Annotated in this window: 17 protein-coding genes and 2 pseudogenes; 15 read left to right on the top strand and 4 right to left on the bottom strand. The window is 59.0% G+C overall.

What is annotated here, in order from left to right; genetic code table 11:
- Positions 1-166 precede the first annotated feature (166 nt).
- The 6 genes from FAZ98_RS18630 (at position 167) to FAZ98_RS18605 (ending at position 4,034) form a co-directional block, all read left to right on the top strand.
- Positions 167-1,672 carry a tyrosine-type recombinase/integrase gene (locus tag FAZ98_RS18630; RefSeq protein ID WP_158952768.1) on the top strand — a complete coding sequence of 502 codons (1,506 nt, stop codon included), beginning with the start codon at positions 167-169 and terminating at the stop codon, positions 1,670-1,672.
- Positions 1,673-2,075: 403 nt separating this feature from the next.
- A complete protein-coding gene (locus FAZ98_RS18625) occupies positions 2,076-2,432 on the top strand; it encodes a hypothetical protein (RefSeq protein ID WP_158952767.1) in 357 nt (118 codons plus the stop codon).
- Between the two features lie 212 nt (positions 2,433-2,644).
- Complete coding sequence (locus FAZ98_RS18620; RefSeq protein WP_158952766.1) at positions 2,645-3,016, top strand: hypothetical protein; 372 nt, start codon at positions 2,645-2,647, stop codon at positions 3,014-3,016.
- Positions 3,017-3,033: 17 nt separating this feature from the next.
- Positions 3,034-3,384: a hypothetical protein gene (locus tag FAZ98_RS18615; protein WP_158952765.1), complete on the top strand. Its 351-nt coding sequence runs from the start codon at positions 3,034-3,036 to the stop codon at positions 3,382-3,384.
- Between the two features lie 48 nt (positions 3,385-3,432).
- Positions 3,433-3,705 carry a hypothetical protein gene (locus FAZ98_RS18610; protein ID WP_158952764.1) on the top strand — a complete coding sequence of 91 codons (273 nt, stop codon included), beginning with the start codon at positions 3,433-3,435 and terminating at the stop codon, positions 3,703-3,705.
- Positions 3,706-3,821: 116 nt separating this feature from the next.
- Complete coding sequence (locus tag FAZ98_RS18605; RefSeq protein WP_158952763.1) at positions 3,822-4,034, top strand: hypothetical protein; 213 nt, start codon at positions 3,822-3,824, stop codon at positions 4,032-4,034.
- A 738-nt stretch (positions 4,035-4,772) separates the two neighbouring features.
- Here the strand turns inward: FAZ98_RS18605 and FAZ98_RS36185 are convergent.
- A complete protein-coding gene (locus FAZ98_RS36185; protein WP_407672071.1) occupies positions 4,773-4,991 on the bottom strand; it encodes a ParA family protein in 219 nt (72 codons plus the stop codon).
- A complete protein-coding gene (locus tag FAZ98_RS36180) occupies positions 4,988-5,293 on the bottom strand; it encodes a ParA family protein (RefSeq protein WP_158952761.1) in 306 nt (101 codons plus the stop codon). The genes FAZ98_RS36185 and FAZ98_RS36180 overlap by 4 nt, the downstream gene beginning before the upstream one ends.
- A gap of 583 nt (positions 5,294-5,876) precedes the next feature.
- Here FAZ98_RS36180 and tssF point away from each other — a divergent pair.
- The 6 genes and pseudogenes from tssF to FAZ98_RS18570 all read left to right on the top strand — a co-directional run.
- A pseudogene (tssF, locus tag FAZ98_RS35645) lies at positions 5,877-6,953 on the top strand (type VI secretion system baseplate subunit TssF); the annotation flags it as partial.
- A 69-nt stretch (positions 6,954-7,022) separates the two neighbouring features.
- Positions 7,023-7,502, top strand: a pseudogene (locus FAZ98_RS35640) (type VI secretion system tip protein VgrG); the annotation flags it as partial.
- Between the two features lie 247 nt (positions 7,503-7,749).
- On the top strand, positions 7,750-8,061 hold the full coding sequence (locus tag FAZ98_RS18585; RefSeq protein WP_158952760.1) for a hypothetical protein: 312 nt from the start codon (positions 7,750-7,752) through the stop codon (positions 8,059-8,061).
- Between the two features lie 514 nt (positions 8,062-8,575).
- A complete protein-coding gene (locus FAZ98_RS18580; RefSeq protein WP_158952759.1) occupies positions 8,576-10,783 on the top strand; it encodes a TonB-dependent receptor in 2,208 nt (735 codons plus the stop codon).
- A gap of 129 nt (positions 10,784-10,912) precedes the next feature.
- On the top strand, positions 10,913-11,596 hold the full coding sequence (locus FAZ98_RS18575) for a Fe2+-dependent dioxygenase (protein ID WP_158952758.1): 684 nt from the start codon (positions 10,913-10,915) through the stop codon (positions 11,594-11,596).
- Complete coding sequence (locus tag FAZ98_RS18570) at positions 11,593-12,303, top strand: PepSY-associated TM helix domain-containing protein (protein WP_158952757.1); 711 nt, start codon at positions 11,593-11,595, stop codon at positions 12,301-12,303. Before FAZ98_RS18575 ends, FAZ98_RS18570 begins: the two co-directional genes overlap by 4 nt.
- Before the next feature lie 63 nt (positions 12,304-12,366).
- On the opposite strand, the gene cobF is transcribed toward FAZ98_RS18570, so the two are convergent.
- A complete protein-coding gene (gene cobF, locus FAZ98_RS18565; protein WP_158952756.1) occupies positions 12,367-13,140 on the bottom strand; it encodes a precorrin-6A synthase (deacetylating) in 774 nt (257 codons plus the stop codon).
- A gap of 171 nt (positions 13,141-13,311) precedes the next feature.
- Between cobF and FAZ98_RS18560 the strand changes: the two genes are divergently transcribed.
- Positions 13,312-13,881: a LysE family translocator gene (locus FAZ98_RS18560; protein WP_158954039.1), complete on the top strand. Its 570-nt coding sequence runs from the start codon at positions 13,312-13,314 to the stop codon at positions 13,879-13,881.
- 43 nt (positions 13,882-13,924) lie between these two features.
- Here the strand turns inward: FAZ98_RS18560 and FAZ98_RS18555 are convergent, their stop codons facing one another.
- On the bottom strand, positions 13,925-14,740 hold the full coding sequence (locus FAZ98_RS18555) for an AraC family transcriptional regulator (RefSeq protein ID WP_199272346.1): 816 nt from the start codon (positions 14,738-14,740) through the stop codon (positions 13,925-13,927).
- A gap of 98 nt (positions 14,741-14,838) precedes the next feature.
- On the opposite strand from FAZ98_RS18555, the gene FAZ98_RS18550 reads away from it, so the two are divergent.
- Together FAZ98_RS18550 and FAZ98_RS18545 are read left to right on the top strand one after the other, a co-directional pair.
- Positions 14,839-15,381 (top strand): GNAT family N-acetyltransferase, encoded by a 543-nt coding sequence (locus FAZ98_RS18550; RefSeq protein WP_158952754.1) that lies wholly within the window; start codon positions 14,839-14,841, stop codon positions 15,379-15,381.
- Between the two features lie 168 nt (positions 15,382-15,549).
- Positions 15,550-17,907, top strand: coding sequence for a HAMP domain-containing protein (locus tag FAZ98_RS18545; protein ID WP_158952753.1), 2,358 nt, complete (start codon positions 15,550-15,552; stop codon positions 17,905-17,907).
- Positions 17,908-17,919 lie beyond the last annotated feature (12 nt).

Here is a 17,919-nt window from a genome sequence, read left to right as displayed (position 1 = left end):
AAGGGTTACGCACAGGGGTGTGCACGGAAACGGTGGAAAAGAATTGCTTGCAGCGCACAAGGCCCACAAGCATTTGTTCTGTTTGGTTTCGACAACTTAGTTGTTGACACAGCGGTTCCGCTTCTTCGTAGAATCGGTACGCCGCAGATGTTTTGTGGGGAATATCGTGGGGAAAGATCGTACTCAAACCATCACCGAGGCGCAGTTGCTGGCGCTGACCGTCGCTGACAATGACCGCACTGTGCGTGACGGGTCGGGCCTCTCGGGCAAGGTGCATGCCGGTGTGAAAGGGCGGGTCAGCGTGCATTTCCGGTATCGCTACCGGTTCGATGGCAAGTCACGCGAGATGCCGCTTGGCGCGTGGCCCCGTGACTCGCTTGAATCAATACGACAGCAGTTCGATGAAACGAAGCTGCGTGTTGAGTGTGGCGGTGATCCGGCGGGTCAGAAGAAGGCCGTCATCCATAAGATCAGGCTGGAGCAGGCCGAGATCGTTCGTCAGGAGCAGCAACTGGCAGAGCGAGAGCGCCAGCAGGCAGAGCAAACCCTGACTGTCCAGGCCATGTTCGATGAATGGCATTCCGAAGCAATGGCGGAAAATACAGCGGACCATGCGGAAGCCGTGCGCCGTTTGTTCGAACTGCATCTGCTGCCTCGGGCAGGCGCGCTTCGAGTCAGCGATGTGAAGTCGGAGCATATCCGGCAAACGTTGGTAGCGCTCATTTCGGCAGGGAAGATATCGAGGGCGATCTCGCTGCGTATATACGTAGATGCGATGTTCTCGTGGGCAGGAAAACGCCGACCCTGGGGGTTGCTTTTCGACATCAGCCCGGTCGAGTCTATCAATCTCAAACGGCTGCTACCCGACGGATATCAGGACTGGTCGGATCGCGTGCTCGTTGACGACGAAATTATCGAGCTGCGCAACCGCTTCCAGCTTCTGCGCCATGCCTTCGAATTCCGCGATGGTTCACGCAGGGGACTTGCCACGCCAATACGTCGCGAAGAAGAACTCGCTGTGTGGATCACACTTGCAACCATGGTTCGGATCAACGAAATCTGCTCGGCACGCTGGCGCGAGCATATAAATTTCGCGAAAGCGACCTGGTTTATTCCGCCTGAGCATGCGAAGAACGGTAAAGGCCATACGATTTTCCTGTCCGCGTTCTCCATGAAGCTGTTACGCGAACTGCATACTATGACAGGGCGCACGCCGTTTTTGCTTCCACATCCACACGATTCCGCCAAGCCGTACACCACCGCAATTCTCCAATGCGCCATCGGTGCACGTCAGAGCCTTGGAAAGTGGAAAAAGAAAAGCCGCATGTCGGGGATCACAGCAAGCTCGCTGGCCCTGCACGGTGGGCCGTGGTCGTGGCATGACCTGCGTCGAACGGGTTCGACAATCATGCAAGGCTGTGGCGTTGACGAGCGTGTGGTGGACCGATGCCTTAACCACAGCATTCATTCGCAGGCGCGCAGAAAGGGGCTAGACGCGCGTTTGCTTCGGACATACCAGCAATACAACTTCGAAAAGGAAATGCGACAGGCATGGGATACGCTAGGTGAGTACCTGATGAAGCTCGACGGGATACCTGCACAGATCAATGGTCCAGGTGCGGTTGTGGTGGCAAACGATGATGTTGGGCCTCAGCAGCTCGAAAGCGCTTAATCCGGACGGACGCAGCGAACTGCGTCCGTCTTGAAGTTCGCAATCCGTTATAGATAGCTTTCGTTAAATTGACTGATAATATTTAATGTAGGAAAATATTCATATTAGATGAATGGGTTGCATACACGCCGCTCGGCCTCGCAGCACCCTACTCCGAAAGTCTCACTTCTCTGCTCAACGATTCGCAAACATCTAGCGCGTCATTATTCTTACCAAACTGATTAAATCAGTCCTAACCGGGGCGTGGCGTCGTCACGTCTTTTTTATTGCCAAAAAGATTAGTTATCGTAACTAAAAGAGATAACCATATATCGTCCGGAAATAAGCAGTCGCTAATCCGTTCTCTTCGTGGTGCAGCGGATGTAGAGCGTTCGCTGCTGACGAATACCACCTGAACTACTGCATGCATTACGGACAGAAGGGGTTCGGCGTGTGGCTGCGGGTGTGGTGGGATCGCCGCTTCGGTGAAGTGTTCAACCGCTTCACCCGGCCACACGGCCAGCGCATCACGACGACGCAACTGCGTCAGCTCGTGCGGCTATGGATCACCGTGCGCGCAGCAAGTCACTTGTACATGCATGGGCGTCATCTGGAGACGAGGCCATTTGTCATGACGGGTGAGGACGTCTTGCGCTTTGTCGCCACGCTGGAGCGTGACTTCGATTGCGTACCGATTATCGAAGGCGTGCTGACCGCAGACTACTGGAACCGCTTCTCCATCACTGCCCCAACCCGGCCATGCGCCGGGTTGGGGCAGTGATGGAGAAGATTGAAACCACCGATGCGTTCGTGCTGATGCAGTTCGCTCGCGACACCGCGCATCTGAGGGGCCGCAAGCTCGATGAAGCGGTAAAGGCCGAAATGCTGTGATCGGCACACCCGTGAAGCGGCAGCTTGAATTGAGCGGACACGAATCGCGTGACGCGATTGACCTGATGCGCCGTGCTTTCTACGCATAACAAGGAGCCAGCCATGCCCAGCTATTTCAACATGCACCTGAATGACGGCACGCCGGACGGAAAGCGCGTGCGCACGCAGTGCCGCCGTTTCTCGCACTGCATCGACAACGTGCGCTACTGGTTTGCGCTGCACGGTAATACGGTCAGCCATATCGACTCGGGCCTCAGGGTCTGCGATGCCACGTCTGCGTACACCAACCTGCACTTCGCGGCGCAAGACGAGCTGGCAGTCGCGCGCCGCTCGCTTGACCGTCTGGTGGAAAAGCATGGCGCGGCCCGTGTCGCCAGCGCGTTGCGCGCCGCCGAGCCAAAGCCGTTCCCTGTCATCAAACCGGCCCGTCGCGCAGTAGCCAGCGCCACGCCGGCCACAAATCACACCCTGTGATTTTTCAGGAGCCAGTCATGAACATCATCGCATCAACCATGTCGTACGCGGAGTGCTATCGCATCAACGGATCGCTGCCGCCTGAGCGCATCGAGGATTTGCTCGACGGGAAGCGTGTGCTGGATCAGATCGTCAGCGTGCCGGGTGAACTGGATGAGGCGCGCGGCTGTTTCTCCGGCGAGGACTTTGCGGAAAAGATACTCAAAGGGCTACGCGAGCTGGCGAAACGCGTGCGTGGTGAAAACCGGGAGACATTGAGCGGGTTGATTGAGGAGCTGGCGCAGTTGCAGACCACGATTGCGGGTCAGGCCGAATACGGCATCGAAAAGATCGACAGTGCCCGCGAGATGGTGACGAGCGGGAAATAATAGGGTGTGATTTTTCTTGTTATTAAAAAGGATAGCGAATAATGATGATTGATAAATCATATCGTTCTATCACGCAGGGGGGCGGCGCGGCTTATCGAACTGGATGTGGCGCTGCGAGCCCTTGAAGTTGCTGACTGTGACGAGCAGCGCGACGCGTTGCTGGCCGGTTTCCTGTTGCTGAAGAAGCTGGAACTGGACGTGTGTGCCGTGCTCGCACGCCAGTGGACTGTCGAAACGCTTGTGTGCGACGGAGCATTCGATGACGTGGGCGCGGACTGGTTGTCCGTGGCGTTCGATGGCGAGACGTATTGGGTGAGGTAGGGCGACCAACGGCTAACGGCTATCCGTATCGCCGCGCCGTGCAGCGTCACGGTCGCGGCAAAGACTACGATAGGAGCAAAACCACGTACAAGCTGACGTTATGCGAGCAGGCGAACGTGCTCGCACGCATTACGCTCACGTCATCGCCGGACTTGACACGCAGCGAAGCGATTGCCGCCGCGCGCGAGAACCGCGCCACCGCCATGCAGGTACTGGAGATTCGCAACAGCCTGCAGCGGCGCGCCAAAAACGGTATCGGGATAGCCCGTAGCGAGGCGAGGCGCGCTCTGGAACTGGCGGACGAGAGAAGCGAGGGCGTGCGGTGGTAGAAGACGAAACGCTAAGTACTAGCGCGACAAGAGTTGTTTGGGGCGAACATTGTCGTCGCGTTGATGCAGCATGAAACCACTTTCCCCATAACATTCGGGAACGACACTCCAATTGATATGACGCTCAACGCGAGCGAAATGCTGGCACTATCACCGTCGGTCTAAGAAAAAAAGTTTTGCGTTGCTCGTGAGAGACAAACACTGAACGAGGTAGACCCGCTTCTTCGGTTAGTAGTCGCTCGACTCTCCCTTCCACTCCGTGTTGAGCTTGTCTATATATTGCAGGAGCAATGTCTAAGTCTTGCTGCCTTATCGGGTCATTTATTAATTTTATAAGATGAAAAATATAGTTAATAAATTCGCTGGGAGATAGGAGAGCTAATTTTTTGAGCGAAATAATGAATTTCGTGCTCGCGAAATCCCGATGTGGAAATTAAACGGAAAATTTTATGATAGTCATTATTCATGCTATTCCCAATGTTTTACCTACCTCGTTGACAATAGATGTAATTCTCGGCGTAACGCACCAGCTCTGGCCGTTTCTGTCAGTTGCGGATTCCGTGTAGTCGACGTTTGCTTCCAAGACTTTAGAGACGTGGAGGGTGTTGGCAAGTGTGGCGGGACCAAAATCCGGATCGCTCCGCAGAGAGTTCTCTACTGTTGAATCGTAGCCTGACGTTTTCACTCCATTCAATAGAACAATTAATTTCGGCTTTTTTGCAAGCTGAGGAAGCTCTTCTAAAAAAATCGATTTAGCAATTTTAATCCGAGCATGGAATATCGATCAGGACAAACAGGAACAAGTATATGCGTCGCAGCTTGGATTGCGCAGATCGTCATAAACGAGCTGCTCGGATTGCAGTCAATGCAAATTAGCTCTCGTTCGGTGCGCGCGTTTTCGATGAACTGAAGAATGCGGTTTTTTACCGGTTCGAGTATTTTTGCGTCAGAGATCATCGAATACTTAAAGAGATCAAAATCGCCTGGTACCAAGCGAAGATCGATCTCTGGATTAATATCCTGAAGTGTCTCAGCTTGATAGAGACATCTTCGAGATTTGGCGGCCGTCCGAGTTTGCTGCTAACCTTGAAAATTGATGGAGCAGTACCGTCTTCCATTACGGAAAAGATCGTGCGATTTACCGCCTTATACGCTTCGTAATCTGTTTGAGACACGACCGCTTGAGTTAAATTGAAATGTGGATCGAAATCAACCAAAAGTACTCGTTTGCGCAAATGCGAATAGAGATGCCGAAACACATTTGCCGAGATGTTTGTTTTGCCAACGCCACCCTTTCATATTCAATACAGCGACTACAGGACATAGTGGTTTTTTCGCTTTGGTACTCACCAAAGTTCTCCCCGGTCTAGATACTGCATGGTTGTCTTCTCTTCGTCTTTCTCATGACGTCTTCCCTTTTTGATCAGGGTAGACAGAAGCTTGACAGGGTGTTCGTCGTCGGACTCTCCTTGAGGATCGCCACGAGTTCCAGGGTGGTGAGCGGGGGCGGGCGGGACATGATTAAAATCATGATGCTGTATAAATATACAGTATCATAAAAATCACAGGGTGTGATTTTCGGAGAGATCCGAAGGTAGTTTTCGCTCAGAAGGGGGATGGTTGATAGATGGACGTCCAACTAACCCGTGCCCGGCAGAGTTACCCGGAATGCATGCCTTGCGGGTCATCGCATCGATAGCAGCTTTCATTTTCCTGACCCAGCGCAACGCTTGCAGTAGTCGCAACCAGCAAGTGACTTGCAGCGCGACATAATCGACGGAACGACAGCGGCTAGGTCGGGTTAATAAATTCGTATACCTAAGTAAATTTGAGACGTGAGAGATGGACCCGGATTTTCCCGACTACTACCAGAAAGAGCTGACGTACATTACTGATGCAATCTGTGGCGATTTCGCGAAGGGTTATGTCAAGGTCGCGGCGAGGCTGGGCATTCAGGGCGGCGAGATCAAAGACCCTTATGTAGGGCGGCTGGCGCAGTCATTTGCCTTTGTCACTGCGGGTTCGCAGATGCGCATCGATCGGTTCTCGCATGAAACTGCGCTGCGCCAGCTCGACGGCGTGGACATCAACTATGCTGCGCCGCTACCGTCTCTTGGCGTCGCGCGCTTCTGGCCGGACGAAAAAGGCGCGTATCGCGCGAAAGGTCTGGTTTTACCGCGCGGCACGCGGCTGACCATGGGCGAAGCCGCCGAAGGGCAGGCGGAGTGTGTGTTTCGTACCACGCAACCTGTAACGATGTGGCCGGTCGGGATCACGCGCGTGAAGCCCACCAGCGTCCCTGCCGATATTCCGCAGCTTTACCGCTATCTCCACGAGAGCCAGGACGCCGTGCGCGTAAGGGGAGCATTGCGGCTGCGCTTCACCACACTCAACGGCACGCCGCTTTGCCGCCTCGATGGGCTGGACCGGTTGCCTGTTTACCTCTGCGGCGAAGAACGGATGGCGTCGCAACTCCTCGAACTGATCCACACGAGCGTCATCGGCATTGTGATGGGGGTGCCGGGTGCGTTTGAGGATGGAGAACTTCACGGCATGAACCGACCTGGCGTTCCGCAGATGCACGTGGAATACGAAGGACTGGAGCCCGATGAAGGTTTGCTGAGGCCAGTCCGGCCGAAGTGGCACGGGCACCGGCTGGTTCACGATTTTTTCGCTATGCCGGGTCGCTTCGGATTTTTCACGCTCACGGGCCTCGCAGTGGGGCTGAAGCGCATCAGTGGGGCAGAGTTTGAAATCGTACTGCTGCTCTCGCGAGAAGCGGCGATGCTGGACCAGCAGATCAGTGCGCAGGATTTCGCCCTCTATTGCGCGCCGGTCGTCAACCTGTTTCCCGCAATAACGGAGCGGGCCATGCTCGATCCGGAGAAGCGTGAATTTCCCATTGTGCCGGTCGTGGACGAGTGTGTCGGGTTTGATGTCCATTCGGTTGATGGCGCGCGCGGTCAGATCGATGAGAATTCCCCACAGGTGGTGGCACTGCAGTGTGGCCGTGTGCTGGAGACGGACGTCGCTTTCCCTGACGCAGCCAGGGGGCAGTTGGTCGTTGAGATCACGCATAACGGTGCGCGTGATGCGTCCTACTCCAACAGCTACAAGGCCATTCCCGCCGACCGGCGCTTCCGGCTCGAGCTGCAGCCGGAAACCTGGCCCAAAATCGGCGGGACGCTTTCTGCGCGAATTTGCAGTCCTGACAAATACACGTACGCATACCTGAATTCAGCCGGCTATTACGTCGTTCGCTTCGACGTGGATTTCGCCGACTGGCCCACGGGCGGTGAGAGCGTGCCGCTGCGTCTTGCCAAACCCTTCGCTGGAAAGCTGCAAACCGGTTTCCACTTTGTCGCACTGGACAACGACGAGGCGACGATTTCATTTAGGGATGTTGATCCTGACAAGCCCGAAATTTCGGGATTTCATCACCACAGCCAGGCCCGTGATCTGATCACGATGCTCGACATGCGCCAGTTCCGGACCGATGCAACGTGGACCCTTGGTGTCCTATGAACAGCGAGCATGGGCAGCGGAGGAACTGGGAATGTGCAGTCGGAACGCAACGAAAATTGTAAGGGCCGCTGTTTGCGCGGATAACACACCCTCTTCACACCCCAAGTAACGTACCAATCCCGCCACTTTTTCAGGACAGCCATTTCCCCGCCGATGCGATGATATGCGCCCCTCGCCGCAGGCCATTGCAATGAAACTCCCGATGCTGTTCAAGTCGCTGTTCGAGACCGATTCGACGCCCGCTGCTCCTCCGCTGCCTATCGTCGAAGCCGAGCGCGAACCCGAGCCCGTCATTCCGGCGCCCATCGCCGCGAAGGTGCAGCCGCTACGGGTCGAGCAGCGCGCCGAAGTCCCCCACGATCCGCTGCTCGACAGTATCGACACACTCGGCGACATCGTCCTCGCGCTGGATGCGCAACTTCGCGCGGAGCGCATGACTAACACGGCGCTGCATTCGCGCTTGAACGGCGAGTTGAACGCACTGCGCAACGTACTGCGATAGCCGCCGCCATCACCGCGCGGCAAGGCACGCGCTTGCGCGCGCAACGCGAGTCTGGCGCGAATCCGTATTGGCCGCCGGCTCCGCCCGAATTGCGCCCCAAATCCGTGCATGAAAATAAATAGAACGCATGAGGTTGAATGCAATAGGTATTGCTCACGAACCTTTCGATTTCATTATTTTTTCATACATGAAAATTAATCTGACGAAACGAGAAAACGAAGTTAAGTTATTGATAATTAAATATTTTTGGTTTTTTACTAACTCATAAAATCACTCGTTAAAACCGAAAAGCCACACTTTCCCTGCCCCAAATACACTTCGCATTGAAACATGCGGAAACATATGGAATGATAGCGATTCTCATTCCCCGGCTCGATCCGGGACTTTCGAATAACAACTAGCCAGCCAGGCATCGTTACCCGTGTCTTCGGGACGCCCAGCAAGCCAGAGAACCCGTGCCGCTCGCGCTCAGACAGCGCATCGTTCGCACGGGCTTTGCCTAGACAGGGATCCCATGTTGACCAGGACGCCGCTCGCGAGTGCGCTCGCGCTGGCTTTTGCCGTACCGTACGCAACGACCGCCTTCGCGCAAAGCGCGCCCGCCGTCACCGCCACCACGGGCACGGCCGCGCAAGTCGCGCAAACCGCGCCGGCCACGCCCGCCCCGGCCAACGCCACGCTGCCCACGATTGCCGTCTCCGGCCAGGCCGATAATCAGGACTTCCAGGCAGAGACGTCGACGGTCGGTGCGAAAACGCCCACGGCATTGCGCGACATTCCGCAAACAGTCACGGTCATCAACAAGTCGGTGATGCAGTCGCAAGGCGCCACGTCCTTTCAGGACGCGCTGCGCAACGCGCCCGGCATCACGATCGGCGGCGCGGAAGGCGGCCAGATCGGCAACAACATCAACCTGCGCGGCTTCACGGCGCAAAACGACATCTATCTCGACGGCTTCCGTGACCGCAACCAGTACTATCGCGACACGTTCGATCTCGAGTCGATCGAAGTGCTGTACGGTCCTTCGTCGATGCTGTTCGGCCGCGGTTCGACGGGTGGCGTCATCAATCAGGTGACGAAGCAGGCGGGCCTCAAGCCGATCACCGAAGTGTCGACGACGATCGGCACCGACGACCGCTATCGCACCACGCTCGACGTCGATCGTCCGCTCGGCGATCATGCGGCGTTCCGCCTGAATGCGTTCGGCCAGTCGATGGGCTCGTCGCGCGACGAGATGAAGAACAAGGATTACGGCTTCGCGCCCGAGTTGCGCTTCGGTATCGGCACGCCGACGGAAGTGACGATTTCCGCGCTGATCCAGCATAACTACGACATGCCCGACTACGGCGTGCAGTCAATCAACGGTCATCCGTTCGCGCAGTCGAAGAGCACCTATTACGGCCTCACCGACGACCGTACGATTCAGGACGTGCAAACGGTGCAGGCACGCGTCGATCACAAGTTCAACGATCAGTTCAAGATCAGCAACCAGACGCAGTTCTCGCACTCGCTTACCGACGCGCGCGAAACGGCGGCGGGCGCGGTGCTCACGGGGCCGCTCTCGTCGAGTACGGCGCTCTCGAACGGCAATTACACGAATCTGCCGCTGCAGAGCCTGTACGTGAAGCTCGCGAGCCACGATCGCGTGATCGAAAACCATTCGATCTACAACGACACGATGGCGCAGTACAAATTCAACACGGGCTTCGTGAAGCACGAAGTGATCGCGGGCGTCGAACTCGGTCACGACAGCTACACGAATCAGGCCTATACGCGTAACAATCTGCCGATCGTTTCGCTGCTCAATCCTGTGTATATCCCCACACCGTCGAACGTTACGCAGACGGTGGGCAATCACGCGGAGTCGGGCGCGACCACGTTCGCCGCGTACTTCAACGAAACGATGTCGCTCGGCGAGCACTGGAAACTCATTGGCGGTCTGCGCTGGGATCGCTTCCAGGCGCATATCGGCAATACGATCAGCGCGCCGCTTTATGCCGATCAAACCAACTCGTTCACGAGCGTGCGCGCCGGCGCGATTTATCAGCCGACCGACTGGCAGTCGTATTACTTCTCGTACGGCACGTCGTTCGATCCGTCGCTCGAAGCGTTGACGGTCACGAACAACACGCAGAATCTCGCGCCCGAACATACGAAGTCGTATGAGGTGGGCAGCAAGTGGGACTTGCTGGGCGGCAATCTTTCAGTAACTTCCGCCTTCTTCCAGCAGGAAATGGATAATGCGCGCACGCAAACGTCAACGGGCGAATACACGCTCGAAGGCGATATTCGCGTGCGCGGTTTCCAGGCGGGCGCAACGGGTCACATCACGAACAAGTGGCAGGTGTTCGCGGGCTACACGTACATGGACGGACTGGTGCTGAAGGCGCTCGACGGCACACAGGGCCACACGCCGGCCAACACGCCGCGCAATACGTTCACGCTGTGGACCACATATGCGTTCACGCCGCATTGGGAAGTGGGCGGCGGCCCGACCTATATGTCGTCGCGTTATGCGGCGAATACGAATTACGTGGAAGTGGGCGGTTATACGCGTTGGGATGCCATGGCGGAGTACCACGAGAAGAAGTGGGACGTGCGCCTGAATCTGCTGAACCTCACCAACAAGTTTTATTATGACGCCCTTATCCAGTCGGACGGAGGGCGTTCGGTGCCGGGCATTGGCCGCACTTTCCTCGCGACGGCCGACTACCGGTTCTGATTACTGCGCGTTACGGCGCGCACGGTTGTCACGCGAAGCCCGCATCATTGCGGGCTTTTTGCACGTTCGCACGATGCGTTGCGCGCGCGTTGCGTGACCTCAGCGAAGCAAGCCACGAAGGAAACGACGATGCTGGTTCACGTCCCCAACGTACTGACCCCCGAGCAGGTGCGCGCGCTGCGCGCGAAGCTCGACGCCGCCGGCGAAGCCTGGGTGGATGGTCGCGCCACGGCCGGCTGGTCCGGCGCGCCTGTCAAGCGCAATCAGCAGATCGCGGAGCACACGCCCATGGCGCGCGAACTGGGCGACGCGGTACTCGCCGCCATCGAGCGCAATCCGCTCTTCATCAGCGCGGCGCTGCCGAACCAGGTGTATCCGCCGCTTTTCAATCGCTATGAAGGCGGCATGACGTTCGGCAGTCATGTCGATGGCGCGGTGCGCGTGCTGCCCAATGGTGTGAAGTTGCGCACCGACGTCTCGTGCACGCTGTTCCTCTCGTCACCGGACGAATACGACGGCGGCGAACTCGTGGTGGAAGACACGTATGGCGTGCAGGAAGTGAAATTAGCTGCGGGCGACATGATCGTGTATCCGGCCACGAGCCTGCATCAGGTCAGGCCCGTGACGCGCGGCGCGCGCATCGCGAGCTTCTTCTGGGTGCAGAGCCTCGTGCGCGACGACACGAAACGCGCGCTGCTCTTCGACATGGATACCGCCATTCAGCGGCTCAACGCGAGCGACGCCGACGCGCAAGCGCGTCGCAGCCTTGTGGGCTGCTATCACAATCTTTTGCGACTCTGGAGTGAAACATGAGCATTACCGATACCGCCGAGATCGACGCGCCCGCCGCGCCGCTCACGCATCTCGACGCCGCGCAGCGCGAGGAACGCGCGAAGCGTTCGCGTCGCGCGACCTTCATCAAATGGTTGCGCAAGGTGCATGGCTGGGTCGGTCTGTGGGGCGCGGCGCTCGGTCTGCTGTTCGGCACCACGGGCTTCGTGCTCAACCATCGCATGGAACCGCTGCGCATTTCGCCCGGCGCGCCGCAAGTGTCGAGCATGCAGATCGACGTGCCCGATCCCGCGCCGGAAACGCCGCGCGAAATGGCCAAATGGCTGCGTTCGCAAGCCGACCTGAAACTGCCCGCGCGCATGGGCCGTGTGCAGAAGGAACCCGAGCACAAGGTGGCCTGGGGCGATCGCACGGTGGTGCAGCCCGAGCATTGGCAGATGATGTTCATCTCGCCGGACCAGAACGTGACGGTCGAATACTGGGTGGGCAACGACAAACTCACGCTCAAGCGCAACGAGAACTCGTTGGTCGCGACGATCACGAATCTGCACAAGGGCGTGGGCATGAGCGTTGGCTGGGTGCTGTTCATCGACAGCTTCGCGGGCGCGCTCATCCTGCTCTCGCTCACGGGCGTGCTGCTGTGGACGGAACTCAACAAGCGCAAGACGATAGGCGCGGTGCTGCTGCTCGGCTCGATCGTCGTGGCGGTGTGCGTGGGACTCGCGTAAGCGTTCGCGTATAGCGATGTCGACAAAAAGGCGCTGGGAACAGCGCCTTTTTTCTATTTCTTCTTACTCTTTCACACCGCGCTTGCGCAGCAAGTAGGTGTCCATGATCCAGCCGTTCGCTTCGCGAGCTTGCGCGCGCACGCGAACGATCTCGTCTTTCACGGCATCGAGCGGTCCCGACATCAGGATCTCGTCGGGCGTGCCCACATAGGCGCCCCAGTAAATGTCGAGGTCCGCGCCTTCGAGTTGCGTGTAAGCGTTTTGCGCGTCGAGCATCACGACGGCGCTGTCCACGTCATGCGGAAAGCCGCCTTCCGCGAGCCGCCTTCCCGTGGTGATGTTCACCGGACGCCCGATGAAATTGAGCGGCACGCGATGTTTGGCCGCGAGCGCCTGCACGCTGCTGATACCGGGAATCACTTCGAAGTCGAACGCGAGCCGCCCTTCGGCCAGGATCGCGTCGAGAATGCGGATCGTGCTGTCGTAAAGCGAGGGATCGCCCCATACGAGAAACGCGCCGCATTGGCCCGCGCCGAGTTCGTCTTCGATCAGACGCTCGAATACCGCTTGCTTGTCGCGATTCAGTTCATCCACCGCCGCCTTGTAATCGATGCCTTCGTCGCGCCGCCGCTCGGGACTCGTGGCTTCGACCATGCGGTAATCGTGATCCTTGATGAAGCGCGCGCAAATCTCCTTGCGCAGCGCGACGAGCTTGTCTTTGGCCGCGCCTTTGTCCATCACGAAGAACACGTCGGCGGCATTGAGTGCGTTGATGGCTTGCACGGTCAGATAATCGGGGTCGCCCGCGCCAATGCCAATGACAAGAATGCGTTTCACGTTGAAATTCCAGTAAACATGTTGCCTGGCCGCGATGATAACGCGAGTGCGGCCATGGGTAATTTTCTTCAATACGCTCGCGCGCGGCGCGCTTACGCTCCACGGTATTTGATTTCGCCGCAGGGCGTAACGAGGAATGCCGTGAATCAAGCCGTAACTAACGCGTTGTCGATGGCCGCTTTCGCACTGGCCACGTCCATCACACCCGGGCCCGTGAATGTCGTCGCGCTGAGCGCGGGCGCGCGCTATGGATTGCGCGCGAGCCTGCGTCACGTCACGGGCGCTACCGTGGGTTTTGCGTTGCTGTTGCTGCTGATCGGGCTCGGCATGCATGCGCTGCTATTGCGCTGGCCGTTTCTCGCGCGCGCGATCGAATGGGCGGGCGTGGCATTTCTGCTGTACGTGGCGTATCGGCTCGCCATCGACAGTGGCCGCTTTGACACCAACGATTCCGCGCGCGGCCCTTCGTTGATGGTCGGTGCCGCGATGCAATGGCTCAATCCCAAAGCGTGGCTCGCTTCGGTGGCGGGCGTGGGCGCTTACGCGGCGAGCGGCGAGCCTGCGCTCGTCTGGCAATTCGCCGCGATCTATTTCGTGGTGTGCTATCTGTCGATCGCGTGCTGGGCGTGGGCGGGCGCCTCGCTGCGTCACGCATTGCGCAAGGCCGCGCGCGTGCGCTTCGTGAATCGCGTGATGGCCGTGCTGCTCGCGGCGAGCGCGATCGGGTTGTTACTGCATTGACTGCGCGATAAACGTACTAAACGCGCGCGCATTCAAGCCGGCATCACCCGCGATACTGCCCCGGCGTGGCCGCCACGAACTGACGAAACGCGCGCTGCAAATGCGCCTGATCGGCGAAACCGGCTTCGGCGGCAACATCGGCTATGGCATGACCGCGCCGCAATTGCGCACGGCTGAATTCGATGCGCCGGTTTACGACATACGCGTGCGGCGTCATACCGTATTGCTCGCGAAACGCACGAATCAAATAAGACGGCGACAACCCGGCGGCCGCGCAAATCTCTTCGAGTTTGAGCGCGCGCGTGTAGTTGTCGTCGATGAATTCGGCGGCGCGCGCGAGACGCCCATTCGGTTCGCGTGCATTCAGCGGCGCCGGATTGAGCGACTGCTGAAGCCGCGTGAAATACGTGGTGAGCGCGCTTTCCTTGCGCAGCGTACTTTCGTGCGGGTCGACGAGCAACGCATAAAGGGCATTGAGTCCGTCGAACAATGCAGGCTCATGCGTGAGCGTTTGCACGAACGGACGAAAACCTTCTTGTGCGCCAAAGCCCAGTTCGTGCTGCAATTTCGCGAGCCATGCCACGTCGACATAAAACATGCGGTACGACCACGGCGCGTCCGCTTCCGGATTGCACGCGTGCGCGACTTCGGGATTGATGACGACAACCGCGCCCGCGCCGATATGCGCGAGCGTTGCGCCGTTCGAATACGTGCTGCGGCCGCCCGTGACCGCGCCAATGGAAAACGTGCGATGCGCGTGACGGCCGTAACGCACCTTGCGGCCATCGGCGATCGCGCGCACTTCGACGAACGGCAGCGCGGCATCGCGCCAGAAGAAGGGATCGGTGCTCGACGTCATGACATGGCTCAAGCGAATCGGACATTCCATCTTAGCGCAACGCATTGCTGCGCGAGCGCGTGTTAGCCTTGAAGGTCCTCGTCGATGCGAACCTCGCCATGAACGAACCGAAGCCCACGCCATTCACGATTCGCCCGCTGATCGAGCAGGACGCCGCGGCTTTTCACGCCATGCGTCTGCATGCGGCGCAAAACTATCCGGCGGGCATCGTGCCCACGTACGAAGAAGAGGCGGCGTACACGCACGAGCAGAACGTCGCGCGCGTGCGCACGAGCGAGACGCAAATTGTATTTGGCGCGTTCGATGGCGAAACGCTCGTGGGCATCGCGGGCCTCATGCGTAACGCGCGGCAAAAGGAAGCGCACAAGGCGTTCATCTGGGGCGTGTTCGTCGATCCGGCGTATCGGCGCACGGGCCTTGGCCGGCAATTGCTGGTGCGCGCGATTGCCGAAGCGCGCGAGCGCGGCGTGATGCAGGTGAATCTCGTAGTGAGTTCGCAAAACCCGCGCGCGCAGGCGCTCTATCGTTCGCTGGGTTTCGTACGCTATGGCGTCGAGCCGCGCGGCCTGTGTATCGCAGGCGAATATGTCGACGACGAACTGATGGTGTGCTTTCTCGACGATCCCGCCGTGCCCGACTGAGTCACGCGAGCGAAACGGGCATGGAAATAGGGCCAATGTGACGGAATAACAACATTCATCATTTCGTCATACCTAACCGTCAATATCCACCGTGAATAAATTGGCCGCTATTGCCATGAGTCGCGCAGTCATAGCGCGGCCGGCAAACGAAGGCCCGGGGATTTCGACATGACCATCCGTCATCGCATTACGCTTCTCATCGTCCTGATGTTCGTTGCGCTGACCGCCATTGGCGGTTACGCGGTTTATCAGGCTCGCCGCAGTGCTTCCGACGTACGCCAGGTGACTCAAGGCGTCGTGCCGAGCGCGCTCGCTTCTTCCGATCTCGTGTCGCTCGTCAAAGACGTGCAGCTCGCGACCATGACGCTCGTTTACGCACCCGACGCCACCGTGGCGTCGCTCGCGCAGAACGACCTCAAGGCCAAGGAAGCCGCGTTGCGCGCCGCGCTCGAAGTGCAGCGCAAGGCCGCCGCGAGCCACGCGCAGGACGGTCTCGTTTCGCAGGCGCAAGAAAGCCTCGCGAACTACTTCTCGGCGATCGACGACACCGCGAAGATGAAGGAGAGCGGCAAGAACGAACTCGCGCAAGCCTACCTCTTCGCAAACGTTGCCGAGTATCGCGACGAACTCGAAGGCATCGTCACGACGATGCGCGTGGAAAAGAACCGCCAGAAAGACGACGCGATCAACACGCTCAACGGCACGCTCGACACCACCACGAGCGCCATTGCCGGCGTGACGGGCGGCGCCGTGCTGCTGCTCACGATCATCGGTCTGCTGCTGTATCGCCAGATCACGCGCCCGCTCTCGCGCATGCAGGAAGAGATGAGCGAGATCGCGTCGAATCAGGACTTCACGCGCCGCGTGCCGGTTGGCCGCATGGACGAGATCGGTCATTCGATCGTTGCGTTCAACGGCATGATCGAGAAGATCCAGCACAGCTCCGCACAGCTCAAGCGCAAGACCGCCGACATTCAGGCGATGTTGCAGAACATGCAGCAAGGTATTCTCACCGTCGTCGAAGGCGCGACGATCCACAGCGAGTACTCGGCGTACCTCGAAGCGATCTTCGAGACCAACGACATTGCCGGCCGCTCGCTCATGGACCTCGTGTTCTCGCACACGGAACTCGACGCCGACACGCTTTCGCAGATCGACGCCGCCGTGTACGCCTGTCTCGGCGAAGACGACGTGAACTTCGCGTTCAACCAGCACTTGCTCGTGAACGAAGTCACGCGCACGCTGCCGGACGGCCGCGCCAAGGTGCTGGACCTGAGCTGGTCCGCGATCACCGACGAAAACGACGTGGTCGTGCGCCTGATGCTGTGCGTGCGCGACGTGACGGAACTGCGCGAACTCGCGGCCGAAGCGGGCGAGCAGAAGCGCCGCCTGGAAATGATCGGCGAAATTCTCGCGGTCAACGAAGAGAAGTTCCACCACTTCGTGGACAGCGCAACGGACTTCATCCACGAAAACGAACGCATCATTCGTCAGCACGATTGCGCGGACGCCAACGCGATCGCCGAGCTGTTCCGCAACATGCACACGATCAAGGGCAACGCGCGCACGTACAGCCTGCAGCACGTCACGGGCGTGGCGCACGAAGTCGAGCAGCGTTACGACGCGCTGCGCCGCGACGACCCCGATCACGTGTGGGACCAGCAGGCGCTGATCGACGATCTGGCGCGTGTAAAGGCCGCCGTCGAGCATTACGCGAGCATCAACTCGGTGAGCCTCGGTCGCGGTCCGCGCACGGAAGCCGACGAAGCGAACATCAGCATTGCCCGCGACGCGATTGAAGCGACGCTGCGTATCGTGGAGCACACCGACGACAACGACCTGCACGCACTGCGTACGATGCGCGCCGAACTGCGCCGCACGCTGCGCGGCATCGGCACCGAGCGGGTGGAAGATGCGCTCGCGGGCGTGACGGAATCGCTGCCGTCGCTCGCGGAAGAACTCGGCAAGATCGCGCCGGTCGTGAGCATCGAAGACCACGGTTATCGCCTGCGTAGCGAAACCTCGGGCACCGTGCGCGACGTGTTCATGCATCTGTTGCGCAACTCGCTCGACCACGGCATCGAAATGCCGGCGCAGCGCCGTGCACAAGGCAAGGGCGAAGCGGGTCATATCCAGATCGACATGAACGTGCTGGACGGCGCGCTGCACCTGACGCTCGGCGACGACGGCCGCGGCCTCGCGCTCGCCCGCATTCGCGGCATTGCCGTGGAGCGCGGCTGGATCGGCGCGGACGAAGCGGTGAGCGACGACGTGATCGCCGGCTTCATCTTCCGCTCGGGCTTCTCGACGGCGGCGCAAGTGACCGAAGTGTCGGGCCGCGGCGTGGGCATGGATGCGGTGCGCGCGTTCCTCGAACGCGAAGGCGGCGCGATCGACCTGCGTTTCACCGACGAGCGCACCGGGGCCGAATATCGCCACTTCCAGACCATCGTGCGTCTGCCGCAGGCATGGGCGGTGCAGGTCGGCGACGTGGCTGAAGACAAGCAAGAAGCGCTGGTCGCCTAAGCGCAGTCGGGG

It is taken from the genome of Paraburkholderia acidisoli (genome assembly GCF_009789675.1).
Lineage (GTDB): Bacteria > Pseudomonadota > Gammaproteobacteria > Burkholderiales > Burkholderiaceae > Paraburkholderia > Paraburkholderia acidisoli.
The sequence above is the reverse complement of the archived record's forward strand: the minus strand, read 5'-3'. Positions and strand labels throughout refer to the sequence as shown.